Annotated in this window: 15 protein-coding genes and 1 tRNA gene; 7 read left to right on the forward strand and 9 right to left on the reverse strand. The window is 69.3% G+C overall.

Annotated features, from left to right (window positions below; all coding sequences use genetic code 11):
- Positions 1–57 precede the first annotated feature (57 nt).
- Together IWX89_RS00440 and IWX89_RS00445 are read left to right on the forward strand one after the other, a co-directional pair.
- On the forward strand, positions 58–441 hold the full coding sequence (locus tag IWX89_RS00440) for a chorismate mutase (protein WP_196901635.1): 384 nt from the start codon (positions 58–60) through the stop codon (positions 439–441).
- Complete coding sequence (locus tag IWX89_RS00445; RefSeq protein ID WP_196901636.1) at positions 438–1,370, forward strand: SDR family NAD(P)-dependent oxidoreductase; 933 nt, start codon at positions 438–440, stop codon at positions 1,368–1,370. Before IWX89_RS00440 ends, IWX89_RS00445 begins: the two co-directional genes overlap by 4 nt.
- A 182-nt stretch (positions 1,371–1,552) precedes the next feature.
- Here the strand turns inward: IWX89_RS00445 and IWX89_RS00450 are convergent, their stop codons facing one another.
- Together IWX89_RS00450 and purL are read right to left on the reverse strand one after the other, a co-directional pair.
- Complete coding sequence (locus tag IWX89_RS00450; RefSeq protein ID WP_196901637.1) at positions 1,553–2,278, reverse strand: DUF559 domain-containing protein; 726 nt, start codon at positions 2,276–2,278, stop codon at positions 1,553–1,555.
- Between the two features lie 374 nt (positions 2,279–2,652).
- Positions 2,653–4,962: a phosphoribosylformylglycinamidine synthase subunit PurL gene (gene purL, locus IWX89_RS00455; RefSeq protein WP_196901638.1), complete on the reverse strand. Its 2,310-nt coding sequence runs from the start codon at positions 4,960–4,962 to the stop codon at positions 2,653–2,655.
- A gap of 91 nt (positions 4,963–5,053) precedes the next feature.
- Here purL and IWX89_RS00460 point away from each other — a divergent pair, with 91 nt between their 5' ends.
- The gene (locus IWX89_RS00460; protein WP_196901639.1) at positions 5,054–5,755 is read left to right on the forward strand and encodes a TMEM175 family protein; all 702 of its coding nucleotides are present in this window, start codon (positions 5,054–5,056) and stop codon (positions 5,753–5,755) included.
- 75 nt (positions 5,756–5,830) lie between these two features.
- Positions 5,831–6,856 (forward strand): L-glyceraldehyde 3-phosphate reductase, encoded by a 1,026-nt coding sequence (gene mgrA, locus IWX89_RS00465; RefSeq protein ID WP_196901640.1) that lies wholly within the window; start codon positions 5,831–5,833, stop codon positions 6,854–6,856.
- Here mgrA and IWX89_RS00470 read toward each other — a convergent pair.
- The 3 genes from IWX89_RS00470 to IWX89_RS00480 all read right to left on the reverse strand — a co-directional run bounded on the left by IWX89_RS00470 (position 6,853) and on the right by IWX89_RS00480 (position 10,910).
- A complete protein-coding gene (locus IWX89_RS00470) occupies positions 6,853–8,433 on the reverse strand; it encodes an APC family permease (protein WP_196901641.1) in 1,581 nt (526 codons plus the stop codon). The two genes, mgrA and IWX89_RS00470, sit on opposite strands and share 4 nt — an antisense overlap.
- 105 nt (positions 8,434–8,538) lie before the next feature.
- Complete coding sequence (locus IWX89_RS00475) at positions 8,539–10,107, reverse strand: carboxylesterase/lipase family protein (protein WP_196901642.1); 1,569 nt, start codon at positions 10,105–10,107, stop codon at positions 8,539–8,541.
- Between the two features lie 68 nt (positions 10,108–10,175).
- Positions 10,176–10,910, reverse strand: a complete 735-nt coding sequence (locus IWX89_RS00480) for a flavodoxin family protein (RefSeq protein WP_196901643.1) — start codon at positions 10,908–10,910, stop codon at positions 10,176–10,178.
- A 95-nt stretch (positions 10,911–11,005) separates the two neighbouring features.
- Between IWX89_RS00480 and IWX89_RS00485 the strand changes: the two genes are divergently transcribed.
- From IWX89_RS00485 to IWX89_RS00495, 3 genes are all read left to right on the forward strand, one after another.
- Entirely contained in the window at positions 11,006–12,388 is a 1,383-nt protein-coding gene (locus tag IWX89_RS00485; protein ID WP_196901644.1) for an MFS transporter, read from the forward strand.
- A gap of 42 nt (positions 12,389–12,430) precedes the next feature.
- Positions 12,431–12,503 (forward strand) — tRNA-Arg (locus tag IWX89_RS00490).
- Between the two features lie 127 nt (positions 12,504–12,630).
- Positions 12,631–13,398, forward strand: a complete 768-nt coding sequence (locus IWX89_RS00495; RefSeq protein WP_196901645.1) for a DUF427 domain-containing protein — start codon at positions 12,631–12,633, stop codon at positions 13,396–13,398.
- 331 nt (positions 13,399–13,729) lie between these two features.
- Here the strand turns inward: IWX89_RS00495 and IWX89_RS00500 are convergent, their stop codons facing one another.
- The 4 genes from IWX89_RS00500 to upp all read right to left on the reverse strand — a co-directional run bounded on the left by IWX89_RS00500 (position 13,730) and on the right by upp (position 16,578).
- Entirely contained in the window at positions 13,730–13,921 is a 192-nt protein-coding gene (locus IWX89_RS00500; protein WP_134508981.1) for a DUF1918 domain-containing protein, read from the reverse strand.
- Between the two features lie 70 nt (positions 13,922–13,991).
- Positions 13,992–14,456, reverse strand: a complete 465-nt coding sequence (locus tag IWX89_RS00505) for a MarR family transcriptional regulator (protein WP_307836297.1) — start codon at positions 14,454–14,456, stop codon at positions 13,992–13,994.
- A gap of 297 nt (positions 14,457–14,753) precedes the next feature.
- Entirely contained in the window at positions 14,754–15,458 is a 705-nt protein-coding gene (locus IWX89_RS00510; protein ID WP_196901647.1) for a winged helix-turn-helix domain-containing protein, read from the reverse strand.
- 487 nt (positions 15,459–15,945) lie between these two features.
- Positions 15,946–16,578, reverse strand: a complete 633-nt coding sequence (upp, locus tag IWX89_RS00515; RefSeq protein WP_134509016.1) for a uracil phosphoribosyltransferase — start codon at positions 16,576–16,578, stop codon at positions 15,946–15,948.
- Between the last annotated feature and the right edge of the window lie 21 nt (positions 16,579–16,599).

Here is a 16,599-nt window from a genome sequence, read left to right on the forward strand (position 1 = left end):
CCTCGACCGGAAGGGTCGAAGTCGGCGGTGATTTCGGCCGCACGGTATCGTCGAACCATGGCAGCAGCAGAGGAATTGCCCGCGGGCGCGGGGCAGGATGCGATCGACGAGCTGGGCAGCATCCGGCAGAGCATCGACAACATCGATGCGGCGCTGATCCACCTGCTCGCCGAGCGCTTCAAGTTCACCCAGCAGGTCGGCCGGCTCAAGGCCGCGCACGGTCTGCCGCCGGCCGACCCGACCCGGGAGCTGCTGCAGATCCAGCGCCTGCGCGGCCTCGCCGAGGAGGCAAGACTCGACCCGGCGTTCGCCGAGAAGTTCCTCAATTTCATCATCGCCGAGGTGATCCACCACCACGAGAAGATCGCCGGCACCGAGAACACGAACGGCGCCGCCCGTGCGGCCGGATCCGCCGCGACCGGAACGAACCCGGCCACGTGACCTGGAACCCGCGACGCCTTCCCGGCCAGGCCGGCAAAACCTTCGTGGTCACGGGCGCCAACGCGGGGCTCGGCTACTTCACCGCCGAGCAGCTCGCGGATGCCGGTGCCCACGTCGTGCTCGCCTGCCGCAACCCTGACCGGGCCCGGGCCGCCGCCGGGGCGATCCGCGGGCGGGTGCCGGGGGCATCCGTCTCGACCGTGCCGCTCGACGTTGCCGACCTTGCCTCCGTGCGGCGGGCGGCCGACGCCCTGCTCGAACTCCCGGCCATCGACGGCCTCATCCTCAACGCCGGGATCGTGCACCCGCCGCGCCACCGGGAGGTCAGCGTCGACGGCAACGAACTCGTGCTGGCCACCAACTACCTGGGCCATTTCGCGCTCACCGCGCTGGTCTTGCCGGCGCTGCGGCGCACGCCGGGCAGCCGGGTCGTCTCCCTCGGCTCGATGATCTCCCGCATCATCGACTCCACCCTCGACGACCTGCAGCTCGAGGCGGGCTACAGGCAGTGGACCGCCTACGCGCAGTCGAAGATCGCCCTGCAGGTGTTCGGGTTCGAGCTCGACCGCCGGCTGCGGGCAGCGGATGCCGGCGGTCCCGGCGGGGTCGCATCGCTGGTCGCACACCCCGGCTACTCGATCTCGGGGCTGACGCCCGGCATCCGCGGGGTCAGCGAGCCCAGCCGCGGCACGCGCTTCGTCGACAACCTGCAGGGTCTCATGGCCCAGGGCAAGGATCGCGGCGCCTGGTCGGTCGTGCGCGCCGCCGCCGAACCGGATGCCGTCGGCGGCCAGTACTACGGCCCCCGCTTGATCACCCGCGGCGCCCCGGCGCTGCAACGACCCACCCGCACCTCCCTCGACCGGGCGGTCGCCGAGTCGCTCTGGTCGCGCTCGGAGCAACTCCTGGGTGTCCCCTTCCCGCTGTAGCACGCCCATCCCCGCTGCGGCGCCCGCCCAGGTCGAGTCATTCCGCTGCTCCCCGCTGCACGCCGCGAGAGCTGGTGAATCGTCGGTCTGAGTTGTCCAAACCGACGTTTCACCCGCTCTCGCGTGCACGGAAGTGCCGCGCATGCCGCGCACGGAGGGGCACCGCTGCGACGCGATCTGCGTCAGGGACGCCATCCAGCGGCGCGCAGTGCCGTTTCGACCTTGCGGAGCACCGACGCCGGCATCCTTCGCAGGTGGGACTTGTTGATCCGGATCACCCGCCAGTCCTCCTCCATGATCCGGTCGAGCCGGTCGACATCCCAGTGATACTGATCCTCGTCGGTGCGGTGCTGCTCGCCGTCGTATTCGACGAGCACGCGGTACCGGCGGTAGACCAGATCCCCGGTGGCGATCTTCACCCCGAAGCGGTCGGCGATGTCGCAGTTCACCTCCGGCTCCGGCAGCCCTGCTCGCACGATCAACAGACGCAACTCGGTCTCCTTCGGGGAGTCGACCCCGGGCCGCACCCATTCGAAGGCCTCGCGCAGCTTCCTCACGCCCCGATGCCCCGCATAGCGCAGGACTGCTGCCCGAAGCGACTCCATCGTCGCTTGCGGTTTCTTGCGGCGAACCAGCGCATCGCCGACCTTGATCAGGTCGTCGAGATCGAGCACGGATGCGAGTCGGCACCAGGTATCGACCGGCGATGTGACCCGCAGCCCCCGGACCTCCACGACGGCAATGCTCCCGGCGCGGACATGGTGGCCGATGACCCCGGAGCTTCCGTGCCGGGCGGCCGGCTCGTCGGTGCACACGTGCAGCAATTGCGAACGCGCGAGGCCGAGCGGCAAGGGCAGACCAAGGATGATGGCCGCGGTCACGTCGCTGAAGAACTGGTCGCGGGACATCCGCAGACTGTAGGCCACGATCCGGGACTCGATCGTGGTGGTGGTCCCGGGGGCTGCGTGCAGGCCCCGAAACGGATGCTCCAGGTCGGCACGCCGCAAACGCTCACGGCTGAGACCGGCATCGAGTCCCTCTGCCGTCGTGAATGCTCGGGCGCTCAAGTGGTGCGGGAGCTTCCCAGCCCGTTTCATCCCCCGAGGATGCCCCAAACCGGCATCCGTTCGCCCGATTCATCCACACCCGAACCCCAGCACCCTCGCCGGCGCCTCACCGGCGCCCCGGCCCGACCCGAGGTGCCCTCACACGAGAGCGGGTGAATCGTCGGTATCAGACGCTGAAACCGACGATTCACCCGCTCTCGCGGCCGAATCGCTCGCTACTGCGCGAAGCGGGACGGCAGGGTGCTGCGGTGGCGTGACTGCAGGTCGAGCAGGCTCACCGTGAAGTAGTCCTGGATCTCGAGCACCGGCGCCGTCGCATCCGTCACGCCGATGCGCAGCACCGGGTAGCCGCGCCCCTCGCACAGGCCGAGGAACTTCACGTCGTCCTCGCGCGGCACCGACACGACCACGCGGCCGGCCGACTCCGAGAACAGGGCGACGGATGCGTCCACCCCGTCGCGCTCGCAGATGTCGCCGAGCCACACCCGGGCGCCGACCCCGAACCGGAGCACCGCCTCGGCCAGCGTCTGCGCCAGCCCGCCCGTGCTGAGGTCGTGCGCGCTGTCGATCAGCGCCTCCACCGACGCCGCGTGCAGCAGCCCGGCGAGGGTGGCCTCCCCGGCCAGGTCGACCACGGGCGGCATGCCGCCGAGGTGGTCGTGGATGACGCCGGCCCAGGCGGAGCCGTCGAGCTCCTCACGGGTGATGCCGAGCAGGTAGATGTTGTGGCCGTCGTCCTGCCAGCCGCTGGGCACGCGGCGGGCGACGTCGTCGATCACGCCGAGCACGGCCACGACCGGGGTCGGGTGGATCGGCTGGTCGCCGGTCTGGTTGTAGAACGAGACGTTTCCGCCGGTGACCGGGATCTCCAGCTCGAGGCAGCCGTCGGCCAGCGCCGTCACGGCGCGTTCGAACTGCCACATCACTTCGGGGTTCTCCGGCGAGCCGAAGTTGAGGCAGTCGCTGATACCCACCGGCACCGCGCCGGTCGCGGCCACGTTCCGGTACGCCTCGGCGAGGGCGAGCTGCGCGCCGCGGTATGGGTCGAGCTGGCAGTAGCGGCCGTTCGCGTCGGTGGCGATCACGAAGCCGAGGCCGGATTCCTCGTCGATCCGGATCATGCCCGCGTCGTCGGGGAAGGAGAGCGCCGTGTTGCCTAGCACGTACCGGTCGTACTGGTCGGTGATCCAGCTGGGGTCGGCCAGGTTGGGCGAGCCGAGCAGGGCGAGGAACTGCTCCCGGAGGGTGGCAGCATCCGTCGGGCGGGGCAGGGCGGATGCCGTGTCCGCCTGCAGCGCGTCGAGCCAGGCCGGGTAGGCCACGGGGCGGTCGTAGACGGGGCCGTCGACCGCGACGGTGCGCGGGTCCACGTTGACGATCTCCTCGCCGTGCCAGTCGATGATCAGCCGGCCGGAGTCGTTGACCTCGCCGAGCACGCTGGTCTCGACGTCCCACTTCGCGGTGACGGCGAGGAACCCGGCGAGCTTCTCCGGGGTGACGACGGCCATCATCCGTTCCTGGCTCTCCGACATGAGGATCTCTTCGGCGGTGAGCGACGGGTCCCGCAGCAGCACCTTGTCGAGCTCGATGAACATGCCGCCGTCGCCGTTGGAGGCGAGCTCGCTGGTCGCGCAGGAGATGCCGGCCGCCCCGAGGTCCTGGATGCCTTCGACGAGCTTGTCGCGGTACAGCTCGAGGCAGCACTCGATCAGCACCTTCTCGGCGAACGGGTCGCCGACCTGCACGGCGGGGCGTTTGGTCGGCCCGCCCTCGGAGAAGGTGTCCGACGCGAGAATGGATGCCCCGCCGATGCCGTCTCCGCCGGTGCGCGCCCCGAAGAGCACGACCTTGTTGCCCGCGCCGGTGGCGTTGGCCAGGTGCAGGTCCTCGTGCCGGAGCACGCCCACCGAGAGGGCGTTGACGAGGGGGTTGCCCTGGTAGACCTTGTCGAACCAGGTCTCGCCGCCGATGTTGGGCAGGCCGAGGCAGTTGCCGTAGAAGGAGATGCCGGAGACGACGCCGTGCACGACGCGAATGGTGTCGGGGTCGTCGATGTCGCCGAAGCGGAGGGCGTCCATCACGGCGACCGGGCGGGCGCCCATCGAGATGATGTCGCGCACGATGCCGCCGACGCCGGTCGCGGCGCCCTGGAACGGCTCGATGTAGGAGGGGTGGTTGTGCGACTCGATCTTGAACGTGACCGCCCAGCCCTCGCCGACGTCGAGTACGCCGGCGTTCTCGCCCATGCCGACCATCAGGTTCTTCTTCATGGCGGGGGAGACCTTGTCGCCGAACTGGCGCAGGTACTTCTTCGAGCTCTTGTAGGAGCAGTGCTCGCTCCACATCACCGAGTACATCGCGAGCTCGCCCGAGGTGGGGCGGCGGCCGAGGATGGTGCGAATCTCCGCGTACTCGCCCGGGGTCAGGCCGAGCGCGTCGAACGGCTGCTCTTTGTCGGGAGTCGCGATCGCGTTGGTCACGGTGTCGGCGACGCCGCGGGAGGATGAAGTGGAAACAGCGGTCACGAGGCGTTCTCCCAGGGATAGCGGATGCTTGGCCCCGCAAGTCTACCGTCGCGGGCTGTTCTCCTCCCCAGCCGGACGGTACGTTGGTCGCATGAGCGCCGACCAGTCCGTCCCGGCCCCGCCCCGCAGGGTTCGGCCCCCTGGTGTGGCCGACCGGTATCGCGCGCTCCTCGCCGCCGGCAGCGGAACCGAACGGGTCGAGTTCTTCAGCGACGCCGTGTTCGCGATCGCGATGACACTGCTGGTGCTCGACATCCGGGTGCCGGACGTGCCGGACGGCGGGCTCGGCGAGGCCCTCGTCGACCTCACCCCCAAGTTCTTCGCCTATGCGCTGAGCTTCGCGGTGATCGGGATCAACTGGGCCAGCCACCACCGCAAGTTCCGGGTGATCACGGGCTTCACCCGGCGTCTCGTGCAGATCAACCTGCTGCTCCTGCTGCTCGTGGCCTTCGTGCCCTTCCCCACGGCCGTGCTGAGCGAGTACGGCGAGGTGACGGAGGCCGTGGTGCTGTACGCGGCCACGGTGGCCGCGATCAGCGCGGTGCAGGCCTGGCTGTGGGTGGCCGCGCGTCGCGCCGGACTGTTGCACCCCGCGGTCGACCGTGGCGTGTACCGCTACCTGCTCCGCAACAGCCTGGTGAGCGCTGTCGTCCTGGCGGCGTCGATCGTGATCGCCCTGCTGGGCCAGCCCCTCGCCGCGATGTACAGCTGGATCCTGATCTGGCCGTTGTCGTTCCTCGCCCACCGGGCCGGCGGGCGACGCCCGGCCGATCTCGAGCCGGCCGGCGACTGAGCACGCTCGACCGATCGACCGACCGACCGACCACCCGCCCGCCCGGGACGAGGCGGAGTGTGCCAGCATGAATGGGTGACCTATCTCCCCGCTGACACCAGACACGACTCCATGCCCTACCGCCGCACCGGGCGGAGCGGCCTCAAACTCCCCGCCATCTCCCTGGGGCTGTGGCAGAACTTCGGCGACACCACGTCGCGCCAGACCCAGCGGGACATCCTGCGCCGCGCGTTCGACCTCGGGGTGACCCACTTCGACCTCGCCAACAACTACGGCCCGCCCTACGGCAGCGCCGAGACGAACTTCGGCGCGCACCTGCGGCAGGATTTCTCCGCGCACCGTGACGAACTGGTCATCTCCACCAAGGCCGGCTACGACATGTGGCCGGGACCGTACGGCGAGTGGGGATCCCGCAAGTCGGTGCTTGCCAGCCTGGACCAGTCGCTCGGCCGGATGGGCGTCGACTACGTCGACGTGTTCTACTCGCACCGCGCCGACCCCGACACGCCGCTCGAGGAGACCATGGGCGCCCTGCACACCGCGGTCACCAGCGGCAAGGCCCTCTACGCCGGCGTGTCGTCCTATTCGCCCGAGCGCACCCGGCAGGCCGCGGAGATCCTCGCCGGCCTGGGCACCCCGCTGCTGATCCACCAGCCCTCCTACTCGATGGCCAACCGCTGGGTCGAGACCGAACTCCTCGGCACCCTCGACGAGCTCGGCGTCGGCTGCATCGCGTTCTCGCCGCTGGCCCAGGGGCTGCTCACCGACCGCTACCTGCACGGGGTGCCCGAGGGCTCGCGGGCAGCCCGCCCCGGCTCGATGAGCAAGGACATGATCAACGAGGAGACGCTCGGGCACATCCGGGCGCTCACCGCGATCGCGGCCGACCGCGGGCAGTCGCTCGCGCAGCTCGCGCTGGCCTGGGTGCTGCGGCGCCGCGAGGTCACGTCCGCCCTGGTCGGGGCGTCATCCGTCGCCCAGCTGGAGACGAACCTGGCCGCCCTGGACAACCTGGCCTTCGACGACGAGGAACTCGCCCGCATCGACCTGCACGCGGTCGACCTGGGCATCAACCTCTGGGCTCAGTCGGCCGCCGTCTAGGCCTCCTGCTGCGGCACGACCCCGTCCGTTCGGCGCGGCAGGGTCGTGCCGCGGAAGAACGGCGGATGCACCCTCCACCAGACCAGCATCAGCACGGCCCCGAGCAGCATCGCTCCGATCCCCACTACCGCGACGGCGCCGATGCCGAAGATCGTGACGTTGTTGCCGTTGTCGTCCTGCAACCAGTCGGGCAGGGCGTACTGCGCCAGCCCGTAGCCGAACGCGGCGGTGAGCATCAGGCCGCCGAGCAGCGGGAAGACCCCGCGCATGATCACATTCCGGAACGACGACCACAGGGTCTTGCGGTAGAACCAGACGCAGGCGTAGCCGGTCAGCCCGTAGTAGAAGGCGATCATCAGGCCGACCGAGCCGATCAGGGCGCCCAGGAGCCGGGGGCTGATCAGCGTGAACAGAACGTAGAAGCCGATCGAGACAGCCCCCATCGCCACGGTCGACCAGGTCGGGGTGAGGAACCGGGGGTGGATCCGGGCGAACCGTTCCGGCAGGGCCCGGTAGACGGCCATCGACAGTGCGGTGCGTGCGGTCGGCAGGATCGTGGTCTGGGTCGACGCGGACGCCGAGGTCAGGATGGACGCGGCCAGCAGCAGCATCGCGATGTTGCCCAGCACGCTGTTGCCGAACAGCGCCGGTCCGATGGCGGTGAAGACGTCCGCCGAGTTCGCGTCATTGCCGAGCCCGATCCCGTCGGTACCGACCCCGGCGAACGCGATCGCGGCGACCGTGACGAGGGCGTAGGTGCCGAGCAGCAGGAAGGTGCTGATCACGGCGGCGCGGCCGGGGGTGGTGCCGGGGTCCTCCGTCTCCTCGTTCACGGAGACGGCGGTGTCCCAGCCCCAGTAGATGAAGACGGCGGTGAGCACGGCCGGGGCGATCACGGTGCCGAAGTCGAGGGTGAACGGGTTGAACCAGTCCAGGCTGGGCGTGAGGGAGTAGCTCTCGGCGCTCCCCGAGTAGACGCGCACCAGCGCGTACACGGCGAACATGACCAGCACGATCACCTCGATCGCCAGCAGCCAGTACTGGATCCGTGCGGAGAGTTCGATGCCGCGGTAGCAGATGTAGGTCATCACGGTGATCCACAGCACCCCGGCGACGGTGGACCAGAACTGGTCGTTGGCCAGATCTGCGACCCCGGTCAGGCCGAGGTCGCCCAGGAAGACGAACGAATAGGAGCCGGCGACCTGGGCCAGGTTGGCCATCACGATCACGTCGGCGGCGATGATGCCCCAGCCGCCGAGCCAGCCGGTGATCGGGCCGAATGCCCGGCTCGCCCAGGTGAACGTGGTGCCGCAGTCCGGTTCGGCCTTGTTCAGCTCCTGGTAGGCGACGGCGATCAGGTACATCGGGATGAAAGCCAGCAGCACGATGCCGGGCGCCTTGACCCCGGCCAGGAGCGCGCCGCCGCTGGCCACGATGAAGCCCAGGCTCGCGGCGAGGCTGTAGGCCGGCGCGGTGGAGGCCATCCCGACGACGATGCTCGACACCAGGCCGAGCGCGCCGCCCTTCAGGCCTTTGCTGTCGACCTGGTCCGGCTGCGGGGGAACGGTGTCGGTCATCGGTGCTCCCAACGGTGGGCGAGGTGGCTAGTGACTGTTCTACCCCCGTTTGGCACCCGCCGCACCGGCCGGATGTACCGGCGGGGCGGGCAGGGGCCGCGGCGCTCAGAACTCGGGCATGAAGCTCTGCCAGACCGCACGCCGTTCCCCGCGCGGGTCCGACTCGATCCTGTCCTCCTCGTCGATGATCAAGGTCAGGCGTTCGGTCTCGGTGTAGGTCGGCCAGGTGTCGTCCGGCCGGCCGGTGACGGCGAAACGCAGCCAGTGCCGCCGCATCCCTTCCCCGGCGCCGATGAACGCCGCGCGGCCGCCGAGCAGGCTCATCGCCCGGGCGAAGGGGGCGTCGACCTGCTCGAACAGGGCGAACAGTTCCAGGCCGTGGGTGGCGCCGATGCCGAGCAGGTGCATGAGCCGGGGGGCCAGGTCGAACCGGTACACGTAGACCGGCGCCACCCGGGAGTGCAGTTCGCCGATCTGCATGCTCGGGTACCAGAACACGAAGTCGCCGCCGAAGTCGACGGCCGACCGGTTCGCCGGCAGCCGGGAGTACACCGCCCGCATCGCGTCGTGCGAGGCCACGGGGGCGTTGTCGTAGACGGACACGATCCGCCACGGCGACCGGGGGAGGATGTCCACTCGGCCCCGGAACAGCGAGCCCTCCCGCTCGTTCGTGCCGATGATCAGCGGCACCCGGTGCGCCCGCCCGTGCCGGAACGCGTCGAGCGGCCGTTCGGGCAGGAAGTCGCCGTCCACGACGGGCACCAGGCAGAACGTGCCGGGGTTGGCGTCGGGGGTGCGGGATTGCACGACCACGGCCGCGCGGGTCAGGTCGGCGACCTCAGCGGAGCAGAGCAGGTCATTCGGGTCGGCCTGCTCCTCGCTGGGAACCTCGGTGATCGCCCGCAGCTCGTCGACGAATTCCGCGGCCCAGCCGTCGGTGAGCGCGGTGGAGAACGCGGCGTTCGTCGGGGCGCTCTGCGCGATCGCCCGGGCGAACAAGCCCGTGGCGCTCGGTGTCGCCATCAGCGTGATCACCGCGTTGCCGCCGGCTGATTCGCCGAACACCGTCACGTTGTGCGGGTTGCCGCCGAAGGCACGGATGTTGTCCCGCACCCATTGCAGGGCGGCCACCTGGTCGCGCAGCCCGAGATTGCTCTCGAGGGGTCGCTCCGGCGTCGAGTACCGGCTGAAGTCGAGGTAGCCGAGCGCGCCGAGCCGGTAGTTGAAGCTGACGTAGACGACCCGGCCGCTCCGCACGAAGCGTTCGCCGCGGCCGGCGAATTCCTGCGACGAGCCCACGCTGTACCCGCCGCCGTGGATGAACACCATCACCGGCCGGCCCAGCCGTTTGCGGGAGGGCGCCGCCGGGCGCAGCACGTTGATGGTCAGGCAGTCCTCGCCGGCGGGCACCTTCGGCCCGGCCCCCTTGAACTGGCCCTTGTACGGTTGCGGCGCGATCCGCCCGAACGCCGACGCGTCCCGGATGCCGTCCCACGGCACGACGGGCTGGGGCGCGCGGAACCGGTACTCGCCCACCGGCGGAGCGGCGTAGGGGATCCCGCGCCAGGCCAGCATGCCGTCCTCCTGCACGCCGCGCACGATGCCGCCGGTGACCCGCACATCCAGGCGGCCAGGCAGCGGCACCGGTGTGTCGTAGGCCAGGATCGCGCTCATGCCGTCCTCGTCTCCTCTTGCTGGCCTTCTCGGTGCTGGTGCTGGTGCTGGTGCGGCCGGTGGCGCCGCTACCGGTATTCCGGGTTCGCCTGGAAGCCGAATCGCTCGCCCTTGTCCCAGTCCTGGCGCAGGTTGCCGTAGGCGGGGATCCCCCCGTTGGCCTTGAGGATCGCGGCCAGGTGCATGAGGTTCCAGGTCATGAAGGTGGTGTTGCGGTTGGTGAAGTCGTTCTCCGGCCCGCCGGAGCCCGGGTCGAGGTAGCTCGGGCCCGGGCCGATCTCGCCGATCCAGCCGGAATCCGCCGCGGGCGGGATCGTGTAGCCGATGTGCTGCAGGCTGTAGAGGATGTTCGATGCGCAGTGTTTCACGCCGTCCTCGTTGCCGGTGATGATCGCCCCGCCAACTTTGCCGTAATAGACGTACTGGCCCTTGTCGTTGAATTCGCCGCTCATCGCGTAGAGCCGTTCGATGATCCGCTTGGTGACCGAGCCGTTGTCGCCGAGCCAGATCGGCCCGCCGATGACGAGGATGTCGGAGGTGCGCACCTTGTCGAACAGGGCCGGCCAGGCATCCGTCCTCCAGCCGTGCTCGGTCATGTCGGGGTAGACGCCGGTGGCGATCTCATGGTCGACCGCCCGGAGCGTTTCGACGTAGACGCCCTGCTCGTGCATGATCGCCGCGCTGAGGTTCATGATGCCCTGCGTGTGGCTGACCTCGGGGCTGCGTTTCAAGGTGCAGTTGATGAACAGGGCCCGCAGGCCGGAGTACTCGAAGGATGCCTGGGTGTTGCGGGTCGGGGTCATGGCGCCAGTTTTGCACCGGCCCCGGGCTCCGGCTAGGGGTCCCGGCCGGGCGAGGTCCCTTTGCCCGGGCTCCGTCATCGGGGCTATAATTCGGCGTGACTCCCCGCCAGCGCCGCGTCCTGATCGTGGCCATCCTGTCGTCCTTCGTGGCCTTCCTCGACGGCTCCGTCATCAACGTGGCGCTGCCCGCGATCGGGCGGGAGTTCGGCGGCGACCTGGCCCTGCAACAGTGGGTGGTCGACGGCTACCTGCTCTCCCTCGGCGCGCTGATCCTCGTGGCCGGTTCCCTCTCCGACACCTACGGCCGGGTGCGGGTGCTGCGGGCGGGCCTGATCTGGTTCGGGATCACCTCGCTGGCCTGCGCCGTGGCGCCGCTGGGGACCCTGCTGGTGGTGGCCAGGATCCTGCAGGGCGTGGCGGCCGCGCTGCTGGTGCCGAGCTCCCTCGCCCTGATCACCTCCACCTTCTCCGGCCCGGCGCAGGGTAAGGCGATCGGCGCCTGGACCGGCTGGACCGGCATCGCCGGCATCGCGGGGCCGGTGCTCGGCGGCGTCATGGTCGACACGATCGGCTGGCGCTTCGTCTTCGGGATCAACGTGCTGCCCATCCTGGTCACCCTGATCGTGCTGGCCCGGATCGACGAGCCGGCGCGCACCGGCCCGGCCGCCCGGATCGACCTCGCGGGCGCGGGGCTGGCCGTCGTCGGCCTGGGCGCCCCCGTCTTCGCGCTGATCGAGCAGGGCCGACTGGGCTGGGGCAGCCCGGTGGTCGTCGTGCCTCTCATCGTGGGCGTGCTCGCGCTCGCCGCGTTCCTCTGGTGGGAGGCGCGGGCGCCGCAGCCGATGATGCCGCTCGGGTTGTTCCGGGTGCGCAACTTCTGGGTCGGCAACATCGCCACGGTCGGCATCTACTCCGCCCTGAGCCTGGGTTTCTTCATCTTCGCGGTCTACCTGCAGCAGGTGGGCGGGTTCTCCGCCACCGCGGCGGGACTCGCGGGGGTGCCGGCCACACTCATGCTGCTCCTGTTCGCGACACTGTTCGGCACCCTCGCCGGCCGCTACGGCCCGCGCCGGTTCATGACCATCGGCCCGCTGGTCGCGGGGGCAGGCTTCCTGCTGCTCCTGGCCGCCGTGCCGCCGATCAACGTGTGGCTGCAGGTGGTGCCCGCCATCGTGCTGATCGGCCTGGGCCTGGCCATCACGGTGGCGCCGCTCACCTCGGCGGTGCTGGGGTCGATCCGGGCGGAGCAGGCCGGTATCGGATCGGCGATCAACAACGCCGTGTCGCGGGTCGCCGGCCTCATCGCCGTGGCCCTGGCCGGCACGATCATCGGCGAACGGCTCGATCTGGCCGGCTTCCAGCGGGTGATGGTCGTCGTCGCCGTGCTCATGTTCGCCGGCGGGATCGTGTCCTGGCTGGGCATCCGCACCCCGGTCGTCGCCTCGCACGAACGAGACCGCTCGGAAAAACTGTTATAGTTTCTAAGTTGTCTTCGAGCGTCAAGTTCGAACGGCACCACTGCGCTCGTAGCTCAACGGATAGAGCATCTGACTACGGATCAGAAGGTTGGGGGTTCGAATCCCTTCGGGCGCACAGCAAGAAAGCGGCTCACTTCGGTGGGCCGCTTTCGTTTTCCCCCGCAAGGGCCCTGCCCTTTTCGCGGCCGAGCCGAGGGGGCAGACTGTTGGAGTAGTCCGACAGGCGATCGAGGGAGACCTCCATGAAGACCTTTCCCAGCGACCGGTGGGTGCGCGCATTCGTCGAAGGCGCCACGGTGGTGGACAGCCGGGATCCGCTCCTGTTCTGGGAGGACGGCTTCGCGGTGCCCGGCTACGCCTTCTCGGCGGAGACCGTCGAGCTGGCCCTGCTCTCCGAATCCGCTGACGCGCCCGTGCGCCGCGGCTTTGATTTCTTCGGACCGAAAGGGAAGGTGCGCACCAGGTTCGACGTCGTGTCCGGTGAGCGGATGCTCCCGCACGCGGCCTGGGTGCTGGCCGGACTGGCCGATCGGATCGTCTTCACCTGGCGGCCCGGGCTGATCGACCGGTGGCAGGAGGAAGACGTCGTGGTGCGAGGTCATCCGCGGGACCCGTTCCATCGGGTCGATGCCCTTCCGAGCAGCCGACAGGTGCGGGTCGCGGCGGACGGCGTCGTGCTGGCCGACACCCGGCATCCGGTGCTTCTGTTCGAAACCGGGTTGCCCACCCGGTTCTACATCCCGCAGGCCGACGTGCGGCTCGACTTGCTCCGGCCGGCCGCCACGACCAGTGTGTGCGCCTACAAAGGCCAGGCGGACCGTTACTGGGACGTCTCCGACGACCCGAACCTCACGAGCGTCGCCTGGAGCTACAGCCGGCCGACGCCGGCCGTGGCGGAGATCGCGGAACTGGTGGCGTTCTATAACGAGCGGGTCGACATCACCGTTGACGGGGCGCCGCAGGAGCGGCCGGCCAGCCCGTTCAGCGATCCGGCGCATCGGCCGGCCTGACGGGCGACCCCGCGAACGACGGTCAGCGCGTAGCGAGGGCTATCCGCATCGGCCTGGCGGAGTCGCGCCGCACGCTGGTGCGGTCACAGCCGGTGCATTTGAGCACGTAGAGCGGAAGAGTCAGCCGGTCGGCATGGGCAGGATTCGGCGTGAGCCGGGCCGGCGAATGGCAGAACGGGCAGGTGATTCTCATGGTGTACCCCCTGGGGCAAGAACGCCACGTTTGCGACGTGTAATACCGAAGTTACTCCGCGCTGACGGGGAGGATCACCCCCTAGACCGGCGGGCGGTTTTGTGCATTCGAAGGATCGCGCTGCGGTGCCTGACCGGCTCAGACCGTTTCGGCGTGCTCGATCACGAAGTCGGATCCCGGGTAGACGACGCTCTCGTGGCCCTCGCCGAACCGGACCCGGTACGGCGGTTCGCCGTCCTCTCCCCGCACCTCGATGATCTCGCCGTGCCGATCCGGTGTCTCCACCGTGCGACCGCGAATGATGATTCGATCTCCTGGGCGTGCGCGCATGAGACTCACCTCCTGAGCGTTACGTTACGCCGACACTCGCCGCCTGCACAGGGCCACCTGGGGTGCGCGGTCAGGGGTGCCGGGGTTTGCGGCCGGCGCCGGAGGGCGCTGTGCGCAGCCGGTCGCAGAGCGTCGTCAACTCGGCCAGTTCCTCGTTGGAGAGGGCGTCGCCCATTCTGCCCGTGATCGTGTCCATGTGCTGCAGCGCCACCCGGCGGAACACGTCATAGCCCTCCGGGGTGAGCTCGACGATCGCGCCGCGCCCGTCGGACGGATCGGTGAGCTTGAGCACGTACCCGCGCGAGGCCAGCCGGTCGACCAGGCGGCTCACGCTCGGCTGGGTGAGCAGCACGTGCTCGTTGAGGTCCCGCAGACGGATGCGCCGGTCGGGTTCCCGCGACAGGTTGAACATCACGTCGTACTCGTTGAAGGAGATCCCCTGGGCAGGGAAATCCGAGGCGAGGCTGCGCATGATGGCCACCTGGGCCCGGAAGAGGGACTCCCAGGCACCGACGGCCGCCGCTCGATCGCTCACCGTGCCTCCAAAGTCGTGTTCCCCAAGGATAGGGACTCGACCAGCGGAGCACCGCATTCGCTGATAGGGAATTCGCAGGAAAATATCGGACAGACTGCTAGCGCTCCGTTACCGGTTCGTTATATATTCAGTGTGCGTCAACCGTTTGCTGTGGCGGAAGGCGCGAAATGTGATTGCAGGACACTCTTGGTGCAAGGGAAGAGGGTCGGTCGTTAGCCTCTACGACCGGCCCTCAATCACGTTCACGCGCACAGTGACGCGCTGCCTGTCGGTGTCCTAGGCGACGTCGGGGCCGTCCTAGAAGACGTCGGGGCTCGGGGTGCTCGACTGGCGGATCGACACGTCGGCGTGCCGGTCGAACCGGTAGCCCACGCCGCGCACGGTGCGCACGATGTCCTCGTAGCGGCCCAGCTTGGCGCGCAGGCGGCGCACGTGCACGTCGATCGTGCGCTCGTTCGGTGCGTCTTCCTCGTCGGCGGCGTTCCAGAGCGAGGAGATGAGCTCCGCCCGCTCGATGGTGCGGCCTTCGCGCAGCACGAGGTACTGCAGCAGCTCGAATTCCTTGTAGGTGAGGGCCGCGGTCTCACTGTCGAGGATGACCCGCTTGCGGGAGATGTCGACGACGACGCCGCCCGGAGCCCGGTCGGGATCCTCGGCCTCGGTGCGCTGCCTGGCCAGGGCGGCCGGGTCCTGCAGGGCCAGCCGCACGACGTCCACATCGCGTCCGCCGGCGCCCGCCGGTGCCAGGGCGACGGCGGCATGCGTCTCGGCCTCCGGTGCCAGCTCCTGTGTCAACGCCTTGAGCGCTTCGACGATGCGACCGAGGCTAGTGCCGGCCGCGGCTGCCTTCGCCTCGTCGATGCCGACGTAGAGAACGAAGCCGCGGGCCTGGGTGCCGTCCGGAACGGCACGGATGCGGGGGGCGGCGGGAGCCTGGTTGAGTGCCTGCTCGAGGCGGGCGGCCTGGGCTGAGCGGGCGGTGTCAATGTGTGCAAGCGACATGGGAGGAATCCTTGGTGTGATGATGCGGGGGAACCATCGCGAGAAGCGATTCATGGTTCGGCGAGGCGTGGCCGGTGAGGCCCGGGGCGAAGTCGGGGAGGAGCGGGAGTTCAACCTGGCGCTGGTGCAGCGGCGGGAACTCGGCGATGGTTCGCGGTTAGCGGGACATTCGGCAACACGCGGAGCAGCTGCCGGGCATCATCATGCCGGCAGTCCCGGGGGCCTCGAAGGAGGTCAGGGGGCGTGCGCTCGTTGTCATAGTTGCGAGTAAAGCCCACTGTTACGGCGTGTGTCAATTCTGTGACCCCGGGTGACGCGGTGTGACGCGCACCACGTTCGCCGGGGCCGGGACGGATCGGAGGATCCGTGATCGATCCGGATTCTGTGAAAGATTCCGCGTCTGATTGCTATTTCATCAAAGATTCGTGAAGTGCAGGGCCTGCGGCGTGTTGTTCGTCGCAGGTCCTGCAACCAGGGGAGGGCTGGATCAGACCAGCCCGTAGAGACGGTCGCCGGCGTCGCCGAGGCCGGGCACGATGTAGCCGTGCTCGTCCAGTCGCTCGTCGACGGCTCCGAGCACGATGGTGACCTCACGGCCGGCCATCGCCTTCTCCACGGCGGCGAGCCCTTCCGGGGCGGCGAGGATGCAGATCGCCGTGACATCCACCGCGCCGCGGTCGAAGAGGAACTGGATCGCGGCGATCAGCGAACCGCCGGTGGCGAGCATCGGGTCGAGCACGAAGCACTGGCGGTCGGACAGATCGTCGGGCAGGCGCTCGGCGTAGGTCGTTGGCTCGAGGGTCTCCTCGTTGCGCGCCATGCCCAGGAAACCGACCTCAGCGGTCGGCAGGAGCTTGACCATGCCCTCGAGCATGCCGAGCCCGGCCCGGAGGATGGGGACCACGAGGGGCTTGGGGTCGCTGATCTGCACGCCGCGGGCCTCGGCCACCGGCGTCTGCACGGTGACCTGCTCGACCCGCACGCCGCGGGTGCCCTCGTAGGCGAGGAGCGTCATCAGCTCCTCGACCAGGGAGCGGAAGAGCGGCGACGGGGTGCGCTTGTCCCGGAGAACCGTGAGTTTGTGGGTGATCAGGGGGTGGTCGGCTACGTGGACTCGCATAGGCTCAATCTACTAGTCGGG

This window comes from Cryobacterium sp. MP_M3, assembly GCF_015752155.1.
GTDB lineage: Bacteria > Actinomycetota > Actinomycetes > Actinomycetales > Microbacteriaceae > Cryobacterium.